Annotated in this window: 17 protein-coding genes; 11 read left to right on the forward strand and 6 right to left on the reverse strand. The window is 68.8% G+C overall.

Going from position 1 to position 18,535, the window contains the following annotated elements:
• Genes iolB through iolC form a run of 3 tightly spaced genes read right to left on the reverse strand, consistent with a single transcriptional unit; the run spans position 1 to position 2,725 of the window.
• Positions 1-870, reverse strand: a complete 870-nt coding sequence (gene iolB / locus G6N30_RS03555) for a 5-deoxy-glucuronate isomerase (protein WP_134060036.1) — start codon at positions 868-870, stop codon at positions 1-3.
• A gap of 3 nt (positions 871-873) precedes the next feature.
• Positions 874-1,761: a Cgl0159 family (beta/alpha)8-fold protein gene (locus G6N30_RS03560; protein ID WP_179965546.1), complete on the reverse strand. Its 888-nt coding sequence runs from the start codon at positions 1,759-1,761 to the stop codon at positions 874-876.
• Positions 1,754-2,725, reverse strand: a complete 972-nt coding sequence (iolC, locus tag G6N30_RS03565) for a 5-dehydro-2-deoxygluconokinase (protein ID WP_134060038.1) — start codon at positions 2,723-2,725, stop codon at positions 1,754-1,756. Before iolC ends, G6N30_RS03560 begins: the two co-directional genes overlap by 8 nt.
• A 155-nt stretch (positions 2,726-2,880) precedes the next feature.
• Between iolC and G6N30_RS03570 the strand changes: the two genes are divergently transcribed.
• Complete coding sequence (locus G6N30_RS03570; protein ID WP_134060040.1) at positions 2,881-3,612, forward strand: GntR family transcriptional regulator; 732 nt, start codon at positions 2,881-2,883, stop codon at positions 3,610-3,612.
• On the opposite strand, the gene G6N30_RS03575 is transcribed toward G6N30_RS03570, so the two are convergent.
• On the reverse strand, positions 3,582-4,637 hold the full coding sequence (locus G6N30_RS03575) for a LacI family DNA-binding transcriptional regulator (RefSeq protein ID WP_234880326.1): 1,056 nt from the start codon (positions 4,635-4,637) through the stop codon (positions 3,582-3,584). The genes G6N30_RS03570 and G6N30_RS03575 overlap by 31 nt on opposite strands.
• A 104-nt stretch (positions 4,638-4,741) precedes the next feature.
• On the opposite strand from G6N30_RS03575, the gene G6N30_RS03580 reads away from it, so the two are divergent.
• From G6N30_RS03580 to G6N30_RS03615, 8 genes are all read left to right on the forward strand, one after another.
• A complete protein-coding gene (locus tag G6N30_RS03580; RefSeq protein WP_134060042.1) occupies positions 4,742-5,746 on the forward strand; it encodes a sugar phosphate isomerase/epimerase family protein in 1,005 nt (334 codons plus the stop codon).
• Positions 5,747-5,777: 31 nt separating this feature from the next.
• On the forward strand, positions 5,778-7,193 hold the full coding sequence (locus tag G6N30_RS03585; RefSeq protein WP_134060044.1) for a sugar porter family MFS transporter: 1,416 nt from the start codon (positions 5,778-5,780) through the stop codon (positions 7,191-7,193).
• A gap of 99 nt (positions 7,194-7,292) precedes the next feature.
• Positions 7,293-7,430, forward strand: a complete 138-nt coding sequence (locus G6N30_RS03590) for a hypothetical protein (protein ID WP_163687381.1) — start codon at positions 7,293-7,295, stop codon at positions 7,428-7,430.
• 325 nt (positions 7,431-7,755) lie between these two features.
• Positions 7,756-9,687: a 2-oxoacid:acceptor oxidoreductase subunit alpha gene (locus tag G6N30_RS03595; protein WP_134060046.1), complete on the forward strand. Its 1,932-nt coding sequence runs from the start codon at positions 7,756-7,758 to the stop codon at positions 9,685-9,687.
• Between the two features lie 28 nt (positions 9,688-9,715).
• Positions 9,716-10,792, forward strand: a complete 1,077-nt coding sequence (locus tag G6N30_RS03600) for a 2-oxoacid:ferredoxin oxidoreductase subunit beta (RefSeq protein ID WP_134060048.1) — start codon at positions 9,716-9,718, stop codon at positions 10,790-10,792.
• Positions 10,793-10,802: 10 nt separating this feature from the next.
• On the forward strand, positions 10,803-11,432 hold the full coding sequence (gene mobA, locus G6N30_RS03605; RefSeq protein ID WP_134060050.1) for a molybdenum cofactor guanylyltransferase: 630 nt from the start codon (positions 10,803-10,805) through the stop codon (positions 11,430-11,432).
• A gap of 934 nt (positions 11,433-12,366) precedes the next feature.
• Positions 12,367-12,693, forward strand: a complete 327-nt coding sequence (locus tag G6N30_RS03610; protein WP_134060052.1) for a transglycosylase family protein — start codon at positions 12,367-12,369, stop codon at positions 12,691-12,693.
• Between the two features lie 209 nt (positions 12,694-12,902).
• Positions 12,903-13,421 (forward strand): transglycosylase family protein, encoded by a 519-nt coding sequence (locus G6N30_RS03615; protein ID WP_134060054.1) that lies wholly within the window; start codon positions 12,903-12,905, stop codon positions 13,419-13,421.
• Here G6N30_RS03615 and G6N30_RS03620 read toward each other — a convergent pair.
• Together G6N30_RS03620 and G6N30_RS03625 are read right to left on the reverse strand one after the other, a co-directional pair.
• Positions 13,405-14,037: a VOC family protein gene (locus tag G6N30_RS03620; RefSeq protein WP_134060056.1), complete on the reverse strand. Its 633-nt coding sequence runs from the start codon at positions 14,035-14,037 to the stop codon at positions 13,405-13,407. The genes G6N30_RS03615 and G6N30_RS03620 overlap by 17 nt on opposite strands.
• On the reverse strand, positions 14,034-15,182 hold the full coding sequence (locus G6N30_RS03625; RefSeq protein ID WP_134060058.1) for an FAD-dependent oxidoreductase: 1,149 nt from the start codon (positions 15,180-15,182) through the stop codon (positions 14,034-14,036). The genes G6N30_RS03620 and G6N30_RS03625 overlap by 4 nt, the downstream gene beginning before the upstream one ends.
• A 36-nt stretch (positions 15,183-15,218) precedes the next feature.
• On the opposite strand from G6N30_RS03625, the gene G6N30_RS03630 reads away from it, so the two are divergent.
• Both G6N30_RS03630 and G6N30_RS03635 read left to right on the forward strand, forming a co-directional pair.
• On the forward strand, positions 15,219-17,207 hold the full coding sequence (locus G6N30_RS03630; protein ID WP_134060060.1) for a S9 family peptidase: 1,989 nt from the start codon (positions 15,219-15,221) through the stop codon (positions 17,205-17,207).
• Between the two features lie 10 nt (positions 17,208-17,217).
• Complete coding sequence (locus tag G6N30_RS03635; RefSeq protein WP_134060062.1) at positions 17,218-18,477, forward strand: saccharopine dehydrogenase family protein; 1,260 nt, start codon at positions 17,218-17,220, stop codon at positions 18,475-18,477.
• Positions 18,478-18,535: the final 58 nt, after the last annotated feature.

Consider the following 18,535-nt stretch of genomic DNA (forward strand, 5'->3'; position numbering starts at 1 on the left):
TCACTGTCCTCTCGGGTTATGGAGTGGCAGACGGGGATCGACGCCCTGGTCGCTCCATGTGTCACGCAGCCACGTGTGTTCGGGGTCGTCGACGATCTTCCAGGACCGCTCGGCGCCCGGACCGGCCATGACGTTCAGGTAGTACATGTGGTAGCCCGGCGCGGCGACCGACGGCCCGTGATAGCCGTGCGGCACCAGCACGACGTCGCCGGTGCGGACCTCTTCGAGGACTTCGATCGGACGGTCGGGCGTGCCGTAGACCCGGTGGTAGCCGAAACCGCGGGACCCGTCGGGACCGGCGGCGATCTCGAAGTAGTAGATCTCCTCGAGTTCGCTTTCGGTCGCGGTGTTCTCGTCGTGCTTGTGCGCCGGATAGCTCGACCAGTTACCACCGGGGGTGATGACCTCACAGGCGATCAGCGAGTCCGCCTCGAAGCTGTCGGCGGTGCCGAAGTTGTGTACCTGTCGACTGCAATTGCCCGCACCGCGCAGCTCGACCGGGACGTCGGCGGCGGCCACCCGGCGGTTGGGCAGCGCCCGGCCCGCCCTGGCACCGCAGATTGCGAACCGGCCGGCACCGGCGAGCACATAGGGCTGGTCGATACCCAGGTACACCATGTCGGCCGGTCCGCTGAACACTGAAGTGCGGGGCGACAATTCGAAGCGTTCACCGCCGCACTCGACCGTGCCGCCACCGGTGAGCGGCACGATCATCACCTCGTTGTCGCCGGTGGTCAGGTCGGCGCTATGCGTCTGGTCGAGCTCGATCACCTGCAGTGAGGATTCGGTCCAGCCGGCCGACTTCGGGGTGACGTCGACCGCGAACGGCGGCTCCGCGCTGTGGGCGGCGATGTAGTACTCGCTGCGCACCGGTCACCTCACCATCGAGACGGCGGTGGCCACCGCCGAGCTGACATCGTCGTCCGGGGGGTAGAGCAAGGTGCGGCCCACGATCAGACCGCGCACCGACGGCAGCTCGAGCGCCTTCTCCCAACTGGCGAACGCCTTGTCCGGATCGGCGGGATCGCCTCCGAGCAGCAGCGTCGGCAGGGTGGTGGATTCCATGACGCGGTCCATCTCGTCGACCACCGGCAACTTCATCCAGGTGTGCGACGACGTCGAGCCGAGGCCCTGGCCGATGTGGACGCTCTTGATGACGGCGTCGGGGGAGAGGTCGTTGCGGACCTTGCCGTTGACACGGCTGGACATGAACGGCTCCACCATGGCGATGAGGTCACGGGCGGCGAGTTCGTCGATGGCCTCGGCGCAGGCCGCCATCGTCGCGACCGTACCGGGATCGTCGAGATCGATCCGGCACAGCATCTTTCCGCCGTTCATCTTCGCCGCCGCGGTCGATTCGGCGGTCGCGCCGGTCATCCGGTCGTCCAGCTCGAACGCCGCGCCGGCCAGGCCGCCGCGGTTGAACGAGGAGAACACCACCTTGTCCTCGAGGGCGCCGACGAGCACGAGGTCGTCGAGGATGTCGGCGGTGGCGAGCACGCCGTCCACACCGGGGTCGGCCAGCGCCGCGCGCAGCCGGTCCAGCAGGTCGGTGCGGCTGTTCATCGCCGTCGGCCGCGAACCCACGGCCAGCGCGCCCCGGGCGGGGTGGTCCGCCGCGACGATCATCAGCCGGCCGTTGCCACGGATCAGGGGTCGTGGGGTGCGGGCCTGCCACGCGCGGGCGATGGCGCCCGGATCGCTGGCCCGCAGTTCGGTGAGCTCCGCGTAGTCGGCGCACATGGTTGCCTGCTCAGGCATTGACCGCCTCCGATGCCGTCTGCTCGGCCAGCGCGGCCACCTCGGCGGCGCTGGGCATGGCGGTCGAACACTCGAGTCGCGACGCGACGATCGCGCCCGCGGCGTTGGCATAGCGCAGCGTCTTCTCGAGCGACCAGCCGTGCAACAGTCCGTGGCAGAGGCTGCCGCCGAACGCATCTCCGGCGCCGAGGCCGTTGACCACGTCGACGTCGTTGGGCGCCACGGTGACCGACGAGTGCCTGGTCTTGCCCAGCACGCCGCGCGGTCCCTGCTTGACGATGGCGAGTTCGACACCGAGGTCGAGCAGCGCGTCGGCGGCCCGGTGCGGATTGGTCTCGCCGACGGCGATCTCGCACTCCTCGCGGTTGCCCACCGCCACCGTGACGTGGGGGAGTGCCCGCTGCACCTGCTCGGTCGCCGCAGCGGGGGACTCCCAGAACATCGGCCGATAGTCGAGGTCGAGCACTGTCAGCGGCGCCCGCCCGCGCGCCGTCCAGGCGGCGAAATGGGTGCTGCGGCTCGGCTCTTCGGACAGCCCGGTCGCCGTCGCCCAGAACAGTCGCGCCGTGCCGATGGCCTCGGCGTCGATGTCCTCGGGCCGGATCTGCAGGTCGGGAGCGCTCGGCTCGCGGTAGAAGTAGAGCGGGAAGTGGTCCGGCGGGAAGATCTCGCAGAAGGTGACCGGAGTCGGGTATTCGCAGTAGGTGCCCACGTAGCGGTTGTCGACCCCGAGGCGGCCGAGTTCACTGCGGACGAAGCGCCCGAAGGGGTCGGCTCCGACGCCCGACACGAGTGCGGCCCGGTCGCCCAGGCGCGCCGCGGCCACCGCCACGTTGGCCGCACTGCCGCCGAGGAACTTGCCGAACGATTCGACGTCCTCGAGGCCGCAGCCGACCTGGAGGGGATAGATGTCGACGCCGCAACGCCCGATGGCGAGGACGTCGAATGGCTTCGCGCTGCTCAAAAGTCGGCTCTTTCGATCGATGGGGGACGTTGTCTCGACTGTGCCCGCCGTCACCGCGGCATGTCAATAGTTTGTCCTGACATTCTATCTTTCGAACATTTGGATGTTAGGCTTCGACTATTCTCTGCGGGGTCCACTCGGAGATCGGAGACGACGTGCCACTGACAGTGGAGATCGACAGGTCAAGCCCTGTTCCCCTCTACTTTCAACTCGCCCAGGCGATCGAGTCGGCCATCCGTGACGGCGAACTCGCGCCCGGTGATCGGTTCGAGAACGAGTTGGCGCTCGCCAAGCGGCTGGCTCTCTCACGTCCCACCACCCGGCGCGCCATCCAGGAACTCGTTGACAAAGGTCTGCTGGTGCGCAAGCGAGGGGTCGGCACCCAGGTCGTGCAGAATCCGGTGCACCGACGGGTCGAGCTCACCAGCCTCTTCGACGATCTCGCACGTGCCGGCCAGCAGCCGTCCACCCAACTCCTCGACTATCGGGTTGGCCCGCCGGACGAGGAAGTGGCGCGCGAATTGTCGATCGCCGCCGACTGTGAGGTGGTCTCGATCCAGCGACTCCGGTGCGCCAACGGTGAACCGCTGGCGGTGATGGTCAACCACCTGCCTGCTGAGATCGCCCCGGCACCGGATGAATTGGAGAGCAGCGGGTTGTACCAGTCGTTGCGCGCCCGCGGCGTCCACATCCGGCTGGCCCGCCAGCGCATCGGCGCGAAGGCGGCCACGCGTGCCGAGGCGAGACTGCTGGACGAGAAGCCCAACGCGCCTCTGCTGACCATGGCGCGCACCGCATTCGACGATTCGGGCACCGCCGTCGAGTTCGGAACGCACTGCTATCGCGCCTCTCGCTACTACTTCGACACGACGCTCGTCGACCGCTGACGCGGCGGCGCGGTGGTACCGCGAATCACCAGGCTCGAGTCGAGCACCACGTCGCGCTCGTCCCCGCCGTCGCCATCGAGCATGCTGACCGCCAGGCGGACCGCGTGGTCGGCCAGCGCCGCGGCATCCTGGTGCACGGTCGTCAGATCGATGCGGGGGTTGTCGGACAAGCGGCTGTCGTCGTAGCCGATCAGTGACAGGTCTTTCGGCACGTCGACTCCAGCGCGGGTGAATACGTCGAGCATGCCCAGTGCGCAGCGGTCGTTGCCGGCCAGCACGGCGGTGGGCAGCGACGGGGCCGACAACATCGCGCGGGCCGCGGCGGCGCCGGCGGTCTCGTTGTGCGCGCCCGGCAGCACGACGGCCGACGCCGTCAGCCCGTGCCTGCGCATTGCCGTGCAGTAGCCCCGTTTGCGGTCGGCCGAGCCCGGATCGGTGCCGCCGTCGACATGGTGGATCTCCCGGTGGCCGAGACTCACCAGATAGTCCACCGCCTGCTGGATGCCCTGGACGTCGTCGGTGCGCACGGTTGCCAGCCCCTGGTGCGGCTTGAGCCTGCGGCCAACGACCACCACCGGCACTTTCTCCGCGAGCCCGGTGAGGTAGCGAAAGCCCGACGTCGGCCCGAGCAGGATGAGAGCACCGCACCGGTGGCTCAGCAGTGCATCGATGGGGACCGACTCCGGCCGATCGGGCAGGTTCGCCGACAGCAGCACCTCGTAGCCGAGCCGCTCGGCCGCCGGGTAGATCCCGGTGACGAGTTCAGCCTCGAACAGCTGGTGCACGTCCATCAGGACGCCGAGGGTGCGGCTGCGCCCCCGTGCCAGCAGCCGCGCCGCGGAGTCGGGCCGGTAGCCGAGCTCTTGAGCGACCGCGAGCACCCGCTGTTTGGTCTCCTCGCTCGCCCCGGGTTTGCCGTCGAGGATGAAGGACACCAGCGTGCGTGACACACCGGCCCCGTTGGCGACGTCGGCCATCGTCGGCTTGCGGCCGGGATGGCGTTCGGCGGCCGGACTGGGCGGCATTCGGTGACCTCCTGGATGTGATGGTTGACACAGCGGCGTGCCGCGCTCATAGTAAGCCTAACGCGCGCAACTAACGCGCTTTAGTTTTGAAGGGATTCGGCTCAATGAAGCTCGGGGTGTACACCGCGGTTCTGCACGACAAGCCGCTGCGCGAGGCGCTCTCGATCATCAAGGGCTTGGGACTGAGCGGCGCGGAGGTCAACGCCGGCGGCTTCCTGCCGACCCCCCATCTACCGGTGACGCAGCTCACCAGCGGTGAGCTCGACCCGGCCGAGTACCTCAGTGCGTTCGAGGAGGCCGGAGTCGAGTTGACCGGCCTCAACGTCAACGGCAATCCGCTGCATACCGATCCGGAGGTCGGCCCTCAGGACGCCGACGATCTGCGGCGCGCCATCCCGGTGGCGGCCATGTTGGGTGTGCGGCGGGTGGTCACCATGTCGGGGTTGCCTGAAGCGCATCCTGGCGGACGGTGGCCTGCGTGGCACGTGAACCCCTGGGACAGTGGGTATCTCGACTCGCTGGACTACCAGTGGGATGAAGTCGCCGTTCCGTTCTGGCGCGAAATCGACGCGCTGGCGCGCGATCACGACGTGAAGATCTGCATCGAGATGCACCCGCAGAACCTGGTCTTCAACCCACCGACTCTGCAACGTCTGGTGGAGAAGACGGGCGCCACGCACGTCGGCGCAGAGATGGACCCGAGCCACCTGTTCTGGCAGGGCATCGATCCGGTCGCGGCGATCGACTACCTCGGGGATCTGGTGTTCCACGCCGCAGCCAAGGACACCCGGATCAACCCGGCGTGCGCGGTCTACGGCGTCCTCGATGACCGCTTCACCCGCGCCCCGGCCGCCGAGCACCCGACCTCGCTGGGTGGGCGGCACACCGTCAACCGCTGGCCGCACGACTCCAGCTGGGACTTCGTCGCCGTGGGCCGCGGGCACGACGTCGAGTTCTGGTCGGCCTTCCTGGCCGCGCTCGACCGGGTCGACCCGGACATGGCGGTCAACATCGAACACGAAGATGCCCAACTCGGGCAGCTCGAAGGCCTGCAGGTGGCAGCCGAAACTCTGCGCGCAGCAAGCCGATACGCGGTTCAACCCGCCTGAATCCCGACCCCATCACAGGAAGCCGGACACCATGTCGACGCAGACAGATCAGGACCACGCGTCCTCACGATTCCTCACCAGACTGACAGTGATCGCCACGCTCGGCGGACTCCTGTTCGGCTATGACACCGGGGTCATCTCCGGCGCACTGCTGTACATGAAGGACGACCTGGACCTCAGCTCCTTCGGTGAGGCCACCGTGGTCAGTTCGCTGCTCTTCCCCGGCGCGGCCTTCGGGGCGCTGTTCGGCGGCCGGGTCGCCGACCGCATCGGGCGCAAGCGCAGCCTGCTGGTGTGCGCGGGGCTGTTCCTCGTCGGTGCGCTCGGCTGTGCGATCGCCCCGAACGTGCAGATCATGGTCGCGGCCCGCATCATCCTGGGTCTCGGTGTGGGCGCCGCGGCGGTGACCTGTCCGCTGTACCTCGCGGAGATGGCCCCGGCGGAGCGGCGCGGACGTATGGTCACCATCAACGAGCTGATGATCGTGACCGGCCAGATGCTGGCCTTCGCCACGAACGCGCTGCTGGATCACTTGATCCAGGACCCACACGTCTGGCGCATCATGCTCGGCGTCGCCACCGTGCCCGCGCTCGGGCTGCTCGTCGGGATGATGATCCTGCCGGATTCGCCACGCTGGTACGGGCTGAAGGGCCGGATGACCGAAGCGCGCGACGTACTCGGGCTGAGCCGCCCTCCGAAGGAGGCGGACGCGGAGTTCGCGCTGATCGTCGAACACACCGAACACATGCTCAAGACCAAGAGCACGCCGTTCTCTGTGATCCGCGACGTGCCGTGGATCCGGCGGGTGGTTCTGATCGGTTGTGGTCTGGCGGTCATCCAGCAGGCCACCGGCATCAACACCGTGAACTACTACGCACCCACCATCCTCGAACAGAGTGGGCTGGGCGTCAGTGCGGCGCTGGTCGCCACGATCGCGGTCGGGGTGACCTCGGTGGTCACCACGATCATCGGCATCATCCTGCTCGGCTACATCGGCAGGCGCACCATGCTGCTGATCGGATTCGCCGGCGTTGCGGCCTCCCAACTCGCGCTGTCGCTGACCTTCCTGCTCGATGAATCCACAACCCGTAGCTACGTGATCCTCGCCTGCATGGTGCTGTTCGTCGCCTTCGTGCAGATGTTCATCGGCACGTGCGTGTGGCTGCTGCTGTCCGAGATCTTCCCGCTGAGCATCCGGGGGTTCGCCATGGGCGTTGCGGTGTTCGTCCTGTGGTGCACCAACGCCGTCATCTCCTTCCTCTTCCCCCTGCTCAACTCGGCGTTGGGGTCCACGGGGACGTTCCTGCTCTTCGTCGCGATAAACGTGGCGTCGTGGATCTTCGTCCGCGCCTCCGTGCCGGAAACCAAGGGCACGACGCTCGAGGAGCTCGAGGAACGATTCGAGGCGCAGGAGGGCCGCGGGCTGGCGGCGGTCGCCGCGCCCTGAGGGCGGCGTCGGCCGGCGCGATCAACTGTTCACCGAATCGATGCCGACGTCACATCCGCGCCGACGTGCCGATCGGCCGCCGATCGGCACAATGAACGCATGGACGTCGATTCACGGACGCCGGCCTGGCGTGACCCGTTGTCGATCGGGTGGCGGGCACACCGTCAAATCCTGATGCTGCGCTTCCGCTGGACCGAGCGGCGCCATGCCTCGAGCCGCCACGGCAGGCCGCACTAGACCCGAGCGAGGCGCCCCCGCGGGTGCTAGCGGACAGCTACCGCTGAGTAACATGTTCTTAGGAGAATCCCGTTCTCCAAAAGTGACGAAGACCACACATCGGCGCCGCCGAGGCCGGCTTCACGCCGCTGAGCAGCGAATACTCCGCACCCCACGCCGCGCCATAGCACGCGGTGTGGTATCGCCATACCTAAGAACAGTGCAATAATCGGTACTGGGAGTGACATCAACTTCTATCGGAACGTATGTGGGTCGTCCACCCGGCGGCGCGCCGTAGCGGCCGCGACACCGGTGGGCCCGCTGCGGACAGTGGGAAAGGCAGGGGATGGGGCTGAACGGCAACGGCGCCGCACCGCGGCAGAAGCTCGAGAAGGTCGTCATCCGATTCGCCGGTGACTCCGGTGACGGTATGCAGCTCACCGGTGACCGGTTCACCTCCGAAGCGGCGCTCTTCGGCAACGACCTGGCGACCCAGCCGAACTACCCCGCGGAGATCCGCGCACCTCAGGGCACACTGCCGGGCGTCTCGTCCTTCCAGATCCAGATCGCCGACTACGACATCCTCACCGCGGGCGACCGGCCCGACGTGCTGGTGGCGATGAACCCGGCGGCGCTCAAGGCCAACGTGTCCGACCTGCCCCGCGGCGGCCTGATCATCGCCAACTCCGACGAGTTCACCAAGCGCAACCTGGCCAAGGTCGGCTACGACGCCAACCCGCTGGAGACCGACGAGCTGAGCGACTATGTCGTGCATGCCGTGCCGATGACCACGCTGACCCTCGGTGCCGTCGAGGAGATCGGCGCGTCGAAGAAGGACGGCCAGCGCGCGAAGAACATGTTCGCGCTGGGCCTGCTGTCGTGGATGTACGGCCGCGAACTGCACCAGAGCGAAATCTTCATCCAAGAGAAGTTCGCCCGCAAGCCCGACGTCGCCGCCGCGAACGTCCTGGCGCTCAAGGCCGGCTGGAACTTCGGTGAGACCACCGAGGCGTTCGCCACCACCTACGAGGTGTCGCCGGCGAAGCTGAAGTCGGGCGAGTACCGGCAGATCTCCGGGAACACCGCGCTGGCCTACGGCATCGTGGCGGCCGGTGTGCTGGCCGATACGCAGGTCGTCCTCGGCACCTACCCGATCACCCCTGCCTCGGACATCCTCCACGAGCTGTCCAAGCACAAGAACTTCAACGTGCTGACCTTCCAGGCCGAGGACGAGATCGCCGGTATCGGTGCGGCACTGGGCGCCTCGTACGGCGGCGCACTCGGCGTCACCAGCACGTCCGGTCCCGGTGTGGCGCTCAAGGCCGAGGCGATCGGCCTGGGTGTGATGACCGAACTGCCGCTGGTGATCGTCGACGTGCAGCGCGGCGGCCCCTCGACGGGTCTGCCCACCAAGACCGAACAGGCCGACCTGCTGCAGGCGCTGTACGGACGCAACGGCGAGTCGCCGGTGGCGGTGCTGGCTCCGCGGTCGCCGTCGGACTGCTTCGACATCGCGGTCGACGCCGCGCGGATCGCGCTGACCTACCGCACGCCGGTGATCATCCTGTCCGACGGGGCGATCGCCAACGGCTCCGAGCCGTGGCGCATCCCGGACATCGAGGGCTACGAGCGGATCGACCACACCTTCGCCCAGCCCGGCGAGGAGTTCGCCCCGTACGCACGCGATCCCGAGACGCTCGCGCGCCAGTTCGCCGTCCCGGGCACCGCGGGCCTCGAACACCGGATCGGCGGTCTGGAGAAGGCCAACGGTTCGGGAAACATCAGCTACGAGCCGAAGAACCACGACCTCATGGTCCGGTTGCGGCAGGCCAAGATCGACGGCATCACGGTGCCCGACCTCGAGGTCGACGATCCCACCGGCGACGCCGACCTGCTGCTCATCGGCTGGGGGAGCTCGTACGGACCGATCGGGGAGGCGTGCCGGCGGGCCCGGCGCAAGGGCATCAAGGTCGCCCACGCGCACCTGCGGCACCTCAACCCCTTCCCGGCCAATCTCGGCGAGGTGCTGGCGCGGTACCCGAAGGTCGTCGCGCCGGAAATGAACATGGGGCAGCTGGCGTTGCTTCTTCGGGCCAAGTACCTGGTGGACGTGCAGTCGGTCACCAAGGTCGAGGGCATGGCATTCCTGGCGGACGAGGTCGAGGGCATCATCGATGCGGCGATCGACGGCACTCTGGGAGACAAGGAAAACGAGAAGGCCACGTTCGCGCGGCTGGCTGCGGCCACCGTGGGGACCGGCGTGGGAGCGAGCGCATGACACGAGCGAGAAGCGGAGCGGATCGCGCATGACTGAGCTGATCGGCACGGACCTGAGCCTGACGCCCCTGTCCAAGACGGCGGGGGTGCCCACCACCGACCAGCCGCAGAAGGGCAAGGACTTCACCAGCGACCAGGAGGTGCGCTGGTGCCCCGGCTGCGGTGACTACGTCATCCTCAACACCATCCGCAATTTCCTGCCGGAGCTGGGCCTGCGCCGCGAGAACATCGCGTTCATCAGCGGCATCGGCTGCTCGAGCCGGTTCCCGTACTACCTGGAAACCTACGGTTTCCACTCGATCCACGGCCGCGCGCCGACCATCGCGACCGGTCTGGCGCTGGCCCGTCCAGACCTGTCGGTCTGGGTGGTGACCGGTGACGGTGACTCGCTGTCGATCGGCGGCAACCACCTCATCCACGCGCTGCGCCGCAACATCAACATCACGATCCTGCTGTTCAACAACCGGATCTACGGGCTGACCAAGGGGCAGTACTCGCCGACGTCCGAGGTCGGCAAGGTCACCAAGTCGACGCCGATGGGTTCGCTGGACTACCCGTTCAACCCGGTGTCGCTGGCGCTGGGATCCGAGGCCACCTTCGTGGGCCGCGCGCTGGATTCCGACCGCAAGGGTCTGTCCGAGGTGTTGCGGGCCGCGGCCCAGCACCGCGGCGCCGCGCTGGTGGAGATCCTGCAGGACTGCCCGATCTTCAACGACGGATCCTTCGACGCGCTGCGTAAGGAAGGGGCCGACGAGCGGCTAATCAACGTACGCCACGGGGAGCCGATCACGTTCGGCGCCGACGGCGAGTACTGCGTGGTGAAGTCCGGTTACGGCCTCGAGGTCGCGAAGACCGCCGATGTGTCGGCCGACGAGATCGTCGTGCACAACGCCGAGGTCGACGACCCGGCCTACGCCTTCGCGCTGTCCCGCCTGTCCGAGCAGAACCTCGAGCACATGGTGATGGGCATCTTCCGGCAGGTCAACCGGCCCACCTACGACGACGCCGCCCGCGAGCAGGTTCGTTCGGCACGCGACGCGAGGCCGCACGACACGGCGGCGCTGCAATCGCTGCTTCGCGGCAAGGACACGTGGACTGTCGACTAACGTCACCTAGGTGACCCAGGGGGCGACCTCACCCGTACCGTTGGCCGCGGTCGTGCTGGCGGGCGGGGCGTCGCGCCGTATGGGACGCGACAAGGCGACGGTGCGAATCCAGGGCCCGTCAGGTCCCACCACCCTCGTCGAGCAGGTGGTGGGCACGGTGGCTCGACGCTGTTCGCCGGTGTTCGTCATCGCCGCGCCGGGACAACCACTGCCCGAACTGCCTGCGCAGGTGCTGCGCGACGAGGTGCGAGGCGTCGGCCCGCTGCTGGCCACCGGGCGCGGTCTGCGCGCAGCGGCCGAAGCCGGGCACCGATGGGCGTTCGTGTGCTCCGTCGACCTGCCCTATCTGACGATGGACTTCGTCGACGACCTCGCGGTGCCCGCCGCGCGGCTCGACGTCGACGTCGTGCTGCCGTGGGACGGTCGCGACCACTACCTTGCCGGTGTCTACCGGACGTCCCTCGCCGGGCGGATCTCCACGATGGTGGCCGCCGGCGAGCGCAGCATGCGGGCGCTCGTGGACGCCGTCGACACCCAGCGGATCGTCATGCCCGAACAGCGGGCGCTCACCAACGCGAACACCCCCGCCGAGCTACCTGCCGTCGGCGATCATGCACAGCAAATTGCGACCGGCAGATAGTTAGACGATCTCTTCAGTAATTCGACGGGGTCACCCGCTGAATTCGCCATTTATCACTTCGTGATCTTGGGTGGCTCACTCGCTGAGATTCACCGGTCAATGCGCGATGTTCCGCGCGGAATGGTCCCGAGACCTGTTCGGGCAGTACGGATCTGGGTTGCCGGTGAAGATTTCGCCGAGGCCCCACTATTGCGTCAGATGGCCGCCCATTTCCGAAAAGCTTCGTAGCCGCCCTTTCGCGCGCGTCAGCAGCCCTCGCCGGTGGCGATCGGTGATCTTGGCTGGATCGAGACCGGTTGCCTTGCATAGTCTTTCGTTTTTTAGCTACGGCGGGCGCATCGCGGTCGACTGGTCCGATATCGCCGTATACGTTGCAACGCAACGTGTTTCGCTATGACGATCATCGTCTGCATGGTCGCGTCACATAGCGAACCGCTTCTCCGCGGATCACCGCTGACCCACCCGGCAAGCCCCCGCTGACCACATTTACGCAGGTCAAACCTCCAGTAACGTGGGCCAGCTCACAAAAAGTCCGTGATTTGACTCACGAAAACGCGCGACGGCGCGGGCCCGCGGGCGCTTCGGAGATCGTCGGCTGACCTGCGAATTCGTGGGAAATCGAGGCGTCGTGATCAAGCTGTTATCTGCCGGCGCCGGGCGTCCGGTGGATATGACTTCTCCGCGAGTGCTTTGTACGGTCCTCAACAGCTCCTAACCCGGAGCAAATAATTTCAAACCACGAACCTGCGCGTGAGTGGGGCCGCGGACGGCGTGATCGCCCAGCGGACGTCGGGCCGAGACGCCCGGCGGAGCATGTCGAGCTCCCCCTGTCGCACCTGACCGAGACGGTGCGGCCCAGCTCTCCCTGCCTGTGCCTCAGGCGGCGCGTCCGCATGACGGACGTCGATGGCGCGCGCTTGGCGAAAGGACAGAAGTGAAGAACATCCGCAAGACGTTTGGGCTGGCCACCTTTGCCGGAGCGCTCGCTGTGGCTCCGATGGCGCTGGGCGCCGGCACCGCGAGTGCGGACAGCGGCGTCAACTGGGACGCCGTCGCGGCGTGCGAATCCGGTGGTAACTGGTCGATCAACACCGGCAACGGCTACTACGGCGGCCTGCAGTTCACGATGGGCACCTGGCAGTCGAACGGCGGCTCGGGGTCGCCGCACAACGCGTCGCGTGAAGAGCAGATCCGCGTGGCCGAGAACGTCCTGGACAGCCAGGGCATCGGTGCGTGGCCCGTCTGCGGCGGGCGTGGCTGACATCTGTCGAGCCATCTGAGGGGGCGGCGCCGGTGGGCGCCGCCCCTTTGGTCTTCTCAGAGGCCTCTTACGCCAGATAAGTAACGACTAAAACTTCCGCAACTCTGTTAACGCGTGATGTTGGTCACCCGACAAACCGGACAACCGCACCGGGAGAGCAGTTCTTCCACCGCGGGCCTTGTGTCACACGGTCGGGGAAGGACCGCAACATGACGAACATCCGTAAAGCTCTCATCCGAGGAATCCTGCTCAGTGCCTTCGGCGCGGCGTTCGCGCTCGTGCCGATGTTCATGTCGTCAGCCACCGCCAGTGCCGACACCGTCAACTGGGACGCCATCGCGCAGTGCGAGTCGGGCGGGAACTGGTCGACGAACACCGGTAACGGCCACTTCGGCGGCCTGCAGTTCAAACCGGCCACCTGGGCCTCCCACGGTGGGCGCGGCAACCCGGCCACAGCGTCGCGCGGTGAGCAGATCCGCGTCGCCGAGCGGGTACTGGCCAACCAGGGTCTCAAGGCGTGGCCGAAGTGCGGGCCGCGCGGTGTCGCCGCCAGCGCCGCGGTGTGGAACGCCCCGCAGGCGCCGCGCGCCGCCGTCCCGGCCGCCGCCCCTCGCCCGGCCACCGGGTGCGCCGCGGTCCGTCCCGGCAGCGTCCTCGGAATCGTCGACCTCAAGCAGTTGTGCTCGACGGTGCTCAGCCCGCTGGGCGCGTTCACGCCCCAGCGCTGAAACCAACGCTGAACTGATTGCCCTGCGGATCGAGCAGCGTGCCGTCCGGGAGCCGCGCCGCTCCGGCGGCCAGCAGCGCCTCGACCGGCGTGGTGAGCGACCAGCGCCAGCGGTTCGGTCCGGTACGGACGTCGTCGACGCGGACGAACTTCCAGATCACCTCACCCCAGCCGGGGCAGTCGTGCAGCCAGCGCGGCGTCTGATCCGGTCCCGGACCGATCCGCGCACCCACTCGTGCCGCCCACCAGGCGGCCAGCTCCTCGGGCCGATCGCTGTCGGTGCACACCGCGAACACACGCGCGGGAGAATCGGAGCCGGGCGGCCTGCGGGGAAACGCGCAGAACTCGTTGCCCTCGACATCGGCCAGGGTCAGCCAGTCGGGCAGGTGGTCGGCGAGCACTCGGGCACCGAGCGCCAGCAGCCGCTCGACCGCCCGATCGTCCGCGCCGACCCCGACGTCGAGGTGAACCCGGTTCTTCACCGTCTTCGGGCCCTGCTGAGCGCGAAAGCGCAACAGGCGCCGCTGCTCGCGCTCGCCCAGGGCGGCCGACCAGAACGCCGCGACCGCGGCGGGGTCGGCCGCGTCGACCACCAGCGGTCCCAACGTGGCGGTCATTCGGGCAGCACGAACGCCGAGCGCGCCGCGACCGACGCCAGGTGCCTGCCGACGACTGCTTCGGGGATCAGGACCGTCGCCCTGCTCGCCAGCGCGCTCAGAACGGCCGGACGCAGGTTGACCACGCGTCCGATCAGCATCGACTCCCGCACCAGGGCCCGCACCCTCGCCCGGCGGAACTGCGCGAATCGGGCGAAGGCGGCCGGCAGATCGCCGGACCGCGCCACGAACCGGGCCAGGATGGCGGCGTCCTCGAGACCCTGACATCCGCCCTGGCCCAGGTGCGGCCGCATCGGATGCGCCGCGTCGCCGACCAGGGTCACCGGCCCGCGTGACCACACCCTCACCTGATCGCGGTCATAGAGGTCGTTGCGCAACACGGCGTCAGGGGCTGTCGCGGCCAACAGCGACGGGATCGGTTCGGCCCAGTCGCGGTACTTCCGCTGCAAGTAGTGGAGTTCCCCGTCCGGCGTCGCACCGCCCTCCGCGGTGCGTTCGGTGGCGAACCAGTAGGTGTGGTCGGGTCCGAGCGGGACGTGGCCGACCTCGGTGCCCGCGCCGAGCGTCTGGCCCGCCAATTCCGGATCGAGGCCCAGCGCCGCGATGCCTCGCCACGCCGTGTATCCGGCGTACCGGTGGCGCAGCGGTCCGTTGAGATGGCGGGCCACCACCGAACCGACACCATCGGCGCCGATCACCGCGGCCGCCTCGCTCGTCGACCCGTCCGACAGCGTCACCCGGACCCCGCGTCCGGCCGTCGCGATCTCCCGCGCCCCGACACCGGCGCGCACGGTCCCGGCAGTCAGGGCGCAGGCCAGGATCTCGGTCAGCTCGGCGCGCCGGGTCACCACCAGCGGTTCGCCCAGCGCGCGCACCATCCGGTCGGCCGACGGCCGTCGCAACCACGTGCCGTCACGCCACCGCACCGCGCCGGCGGTGACCCGTCCGCCGGAGGCGCGGACCGCATCGCCGAGGCCCAACTCGTCGAGAGCGGCCAGCGCGTTCGGCCAGATGCTGATGCCCGCACCGGCCGAGGTGTCGGCCTTCTCTTCGACGACGGTGACCGTGAGCCCGAGCCGCTGTAACGCGACCGCGGCGGAGAGGCCGGCGATGCCCGCGCCCACGATCAAGATCTGCTGCGACATCGGTCGAACCTAACGCGATTGTGCTAATCACATGACATGGTCACGCCCTCCTCGCCGTTCGCCGATCTCGACGCCTATGTGGCGCTGCCGCGGGTGTCGGGGCTGGCGGTGTCGCCCGACGGTTCTCGGGTGGTGACCACGATCAGCGAACTCGACGAGACGCGCACCGCATTCGTCAGCGCGATCTGGGAACTGGACCCGGCCGGGAACGGACCCGCCCGCCGCCTGACCCGCGGTGCGAAGGGGGAGCGGGCACCCGCGTTCGTCCCGGGCGGCGATCTGCTGTTCCTCGCCTCGCGGCCCACCAAGGACGACGATTCGCCGCCCGCCGCGGTGTGGCGACTGCCCTCGGGCGGGGGTGAGGCGGTCGAGGAAATCGCGCTTCCCGGCGGTGTGGCCGCGGTCCGCTGCGCCAGGGCCGCCGGGGTGACGGTGGTCAGCGCGCCGATGCTCGCCTCGGCCACCGATATCGACGACGACAAACGCCTTCGGGCGCTGCGCAAGGACAACAAGGTCTCCGCCGTCCTGCACAGGGGCTACCCCGTGCGCTATTGGGACCACGACCTGGGCCCCGACCACCCGCATCTGCTCGACGCCGCCGACGGCCGTGATCTCACGCCGGCGCCGGGAGGCGGTCTGCGCGAAGCCGACGTCGATCTCAGCGACGACGGCCGCTTCCTCGTCACGTCCTGGCACGACCCGGCGCCCGGGGCGGCGATCCGCGGAACGCTGGTCCGGGTCGACGTGCGCAGCGGGGAGCGCGCCACGATCGCCGACGACCCCGGCGCCGACCTGGAATCCCCGGCGATCTCCCCGGACGGCACAGCGGTGGCCTTCACCCGCGAGACGATCTCCACTCCTCTGCGGGCGCCGCGAATCACGCTGTGCAGCATGCGTTTCGGTGAGGACGTTCGGGAATTGACGGCCGACTGGGACCGCTGGCCGACGTCGGTCACCTGGAGCCGCGACGGGTCGACACTGGTGGTCACCGCCGACGAGAACGGCCGCGGACCGATCTTTCTCGTGGACCCGGACACCGGTGCGGTCACCCGGCTGACCGGCGACGACTTCACCTACACCGACGTCACCACCGCCCCCGGCGGCGTCGTCTACGCGATCCGGCACAACTACGCCGCGCCACCGCAACCCGTGCGCATCGACCCGGACGGCACGGTCACGGTCCTGCCCACCGTCGACGCCCCGGTGCTGCCGGGCACCCTGACAGAGGTGACCGCGACCGCCCCCGACGGTGCGGCGGTGCGGTCGTGGCTCGCGCTGCCCGACGGCGCCGACGAGAACGACCCGGCGCCGCTGCTGCTGTGGGTGCACGGCGGACCGCTGGCCAGTTGGAACGCGTGGCACTGGCGATGGAATCCCTGGCTGATGGTGGCGCAGGGCTACGCCGTGCTGCTGCCCGATCCGGCGCTGTCCACCGGGTACGGCCAGGACTTCATCGAGCGTGGCTGGGGTGCCTGGGGCGAAGCGCCCTACACCGACCTGATGGCCGCCACCGACGCCGCGATCGCCGACCCGCGCGTCGACGGCACCCGGACCGCGGTGATGGGCGGGTCGTTCGGGGGATACATGGCCAACTGGATCGCCGGGCACACCGACCGGTTCGACGCGATCGTCACCCACGCCAGCCTGTGGGCGCTCGACCAGTTCGGCGCCACCACCGACGGGGCCTACTGGTGGGCGCGGGAGATGACCCCGGACATGGCCGAACGCAACTCCCCGCACCGGTTCGTCGACAGCATCGCCACGCCGATGCTGGTGATCCACGGCGACAAGGACTACCGGGTGCCGATCGGCGAAGCGCTGCGGCTCTGGTACGAACTGCTCACCAAGTCGCGGCTGCCCGCCGACGACTCGGGGGCCGCCCCGCACCGCTTCCTCTATTTCCCGTCGGAGAATCACTGGGTGCTCGCCCCGCAGCACGCCAAGCTCTGGTACCAGGTCGTCTCCGCGTTCCTGGCCCGCCACGTGCTCGGGCGGGACGTCGAGCTGCCCGAACTGCTCGGGTAGCGTCGGGGCCATGAGCCCCGCAGCGCAGCGTGATTTCGACATCGTCGTCTACGGCGCAACCGGATTCGTCGGGAAATTGACCGCCGACTACCTGGCCAGGGCAGGCGGGGACGCCCGCATCGCATTGGCCGGCCGGTCCCAGGACAAACTGCTCAAGGTCCGCGAGTCGCTGGGGCAGAAGGCGGCCGACTGGGAGCTGATCTCCGCCGACGCCTCACAGCCGTCGACGCTCAACGCGATGGCCGCCCGCACCCGGGTGGTCGTCACCACGGTCGGCCCGTACACCAAATACGGCCTGCCGCTGGTCGCCGCATGCGCCGCAGCGGGCACCGACTACGCCGACCTGACCGGCGAAACCATGTTCATCCGCGACAGCATCGACCAGTACCACAAGCAGGCCGTCGACACCGGTGCGCGCATCGTGCACTCGTGCGGATTCGATTCCATCCCTTCAGATCTCACCGTCTACGCATTGCACCGCAAGGTGGCCGAGGACGGGGAGGGCGAGCTCGGCGACACCAGCCTGGTGGTGCGCACCTTCGCGGGCGGGGTCTCCGGCGGCACCCTCGCGTCGATGCTCGAGGTGCTCAACACCGCCTCGACCGACCCCGAGGCGCGGCGGCAGATGACCGACCCCTACACGCTGTCACCCGACCGCAGTGCCGAACCCGAACTCGGTGCCCAGCCCGACATCCGCTGGCGCCGGGGTGCGGAGATCGCCCCGGAACTGTCCGGGTACTGGACGGCGGCGTTCGCGATGGCCGGCCCGAACACCCGCATCGTCCGGCGCAGTAACGCGCTGCTGGACTACGCCTACGGCCGCAAGCTCGAATACTCCGAGGTGATGAGCACCGGGCGGACGCCGGTCGCCCCCGCGCTGGCCGCGCTGACCACCGCGGGCAACGCCGCCGTGATGGGGCTCGGGTCGCGCTACTTCCACCGGTTGCCGCGAAAGCTCGTCGACCGGGTACTGCCCGCCCCGGGCACCGGGCCCAGCGAACAGGCCCGCGAGAAGGGTCACTACACGGTCGAGACCTACACCACCACGACCACCGGCGCGCGCTACGTGGCTCGGATGTCGCAGCAGGGCGACCCCGGTTACAAAGCCACCTCCGTACTGCTCGGCGAGTGCGCGCTCGCGCTCGCACAGGACCGCGACACGCTGCCCGACCTGCACGGCGTGCTCACCCCGGCGGCCGCGATGGGTGACGCACTGCTCGCGCGGTTCCCCGGCGCGGGGGTGTCGCTGGAGACCACCCGGCTGGCCTGACGGGCACCATTGCCGCCGGTGGGACCCGGGCGGTGGGCAATGGCGCCGCTCCCTAGAA

The organism is Mycolicibacterium litorale (genome assembly GCF_010731695.1).
GTDB lineage: Bacteria > Actinomycetota > Actinomycetes > Mycobacteriales > Mycobacteriaceae > Mycobacterium > Mycobacterium litorale.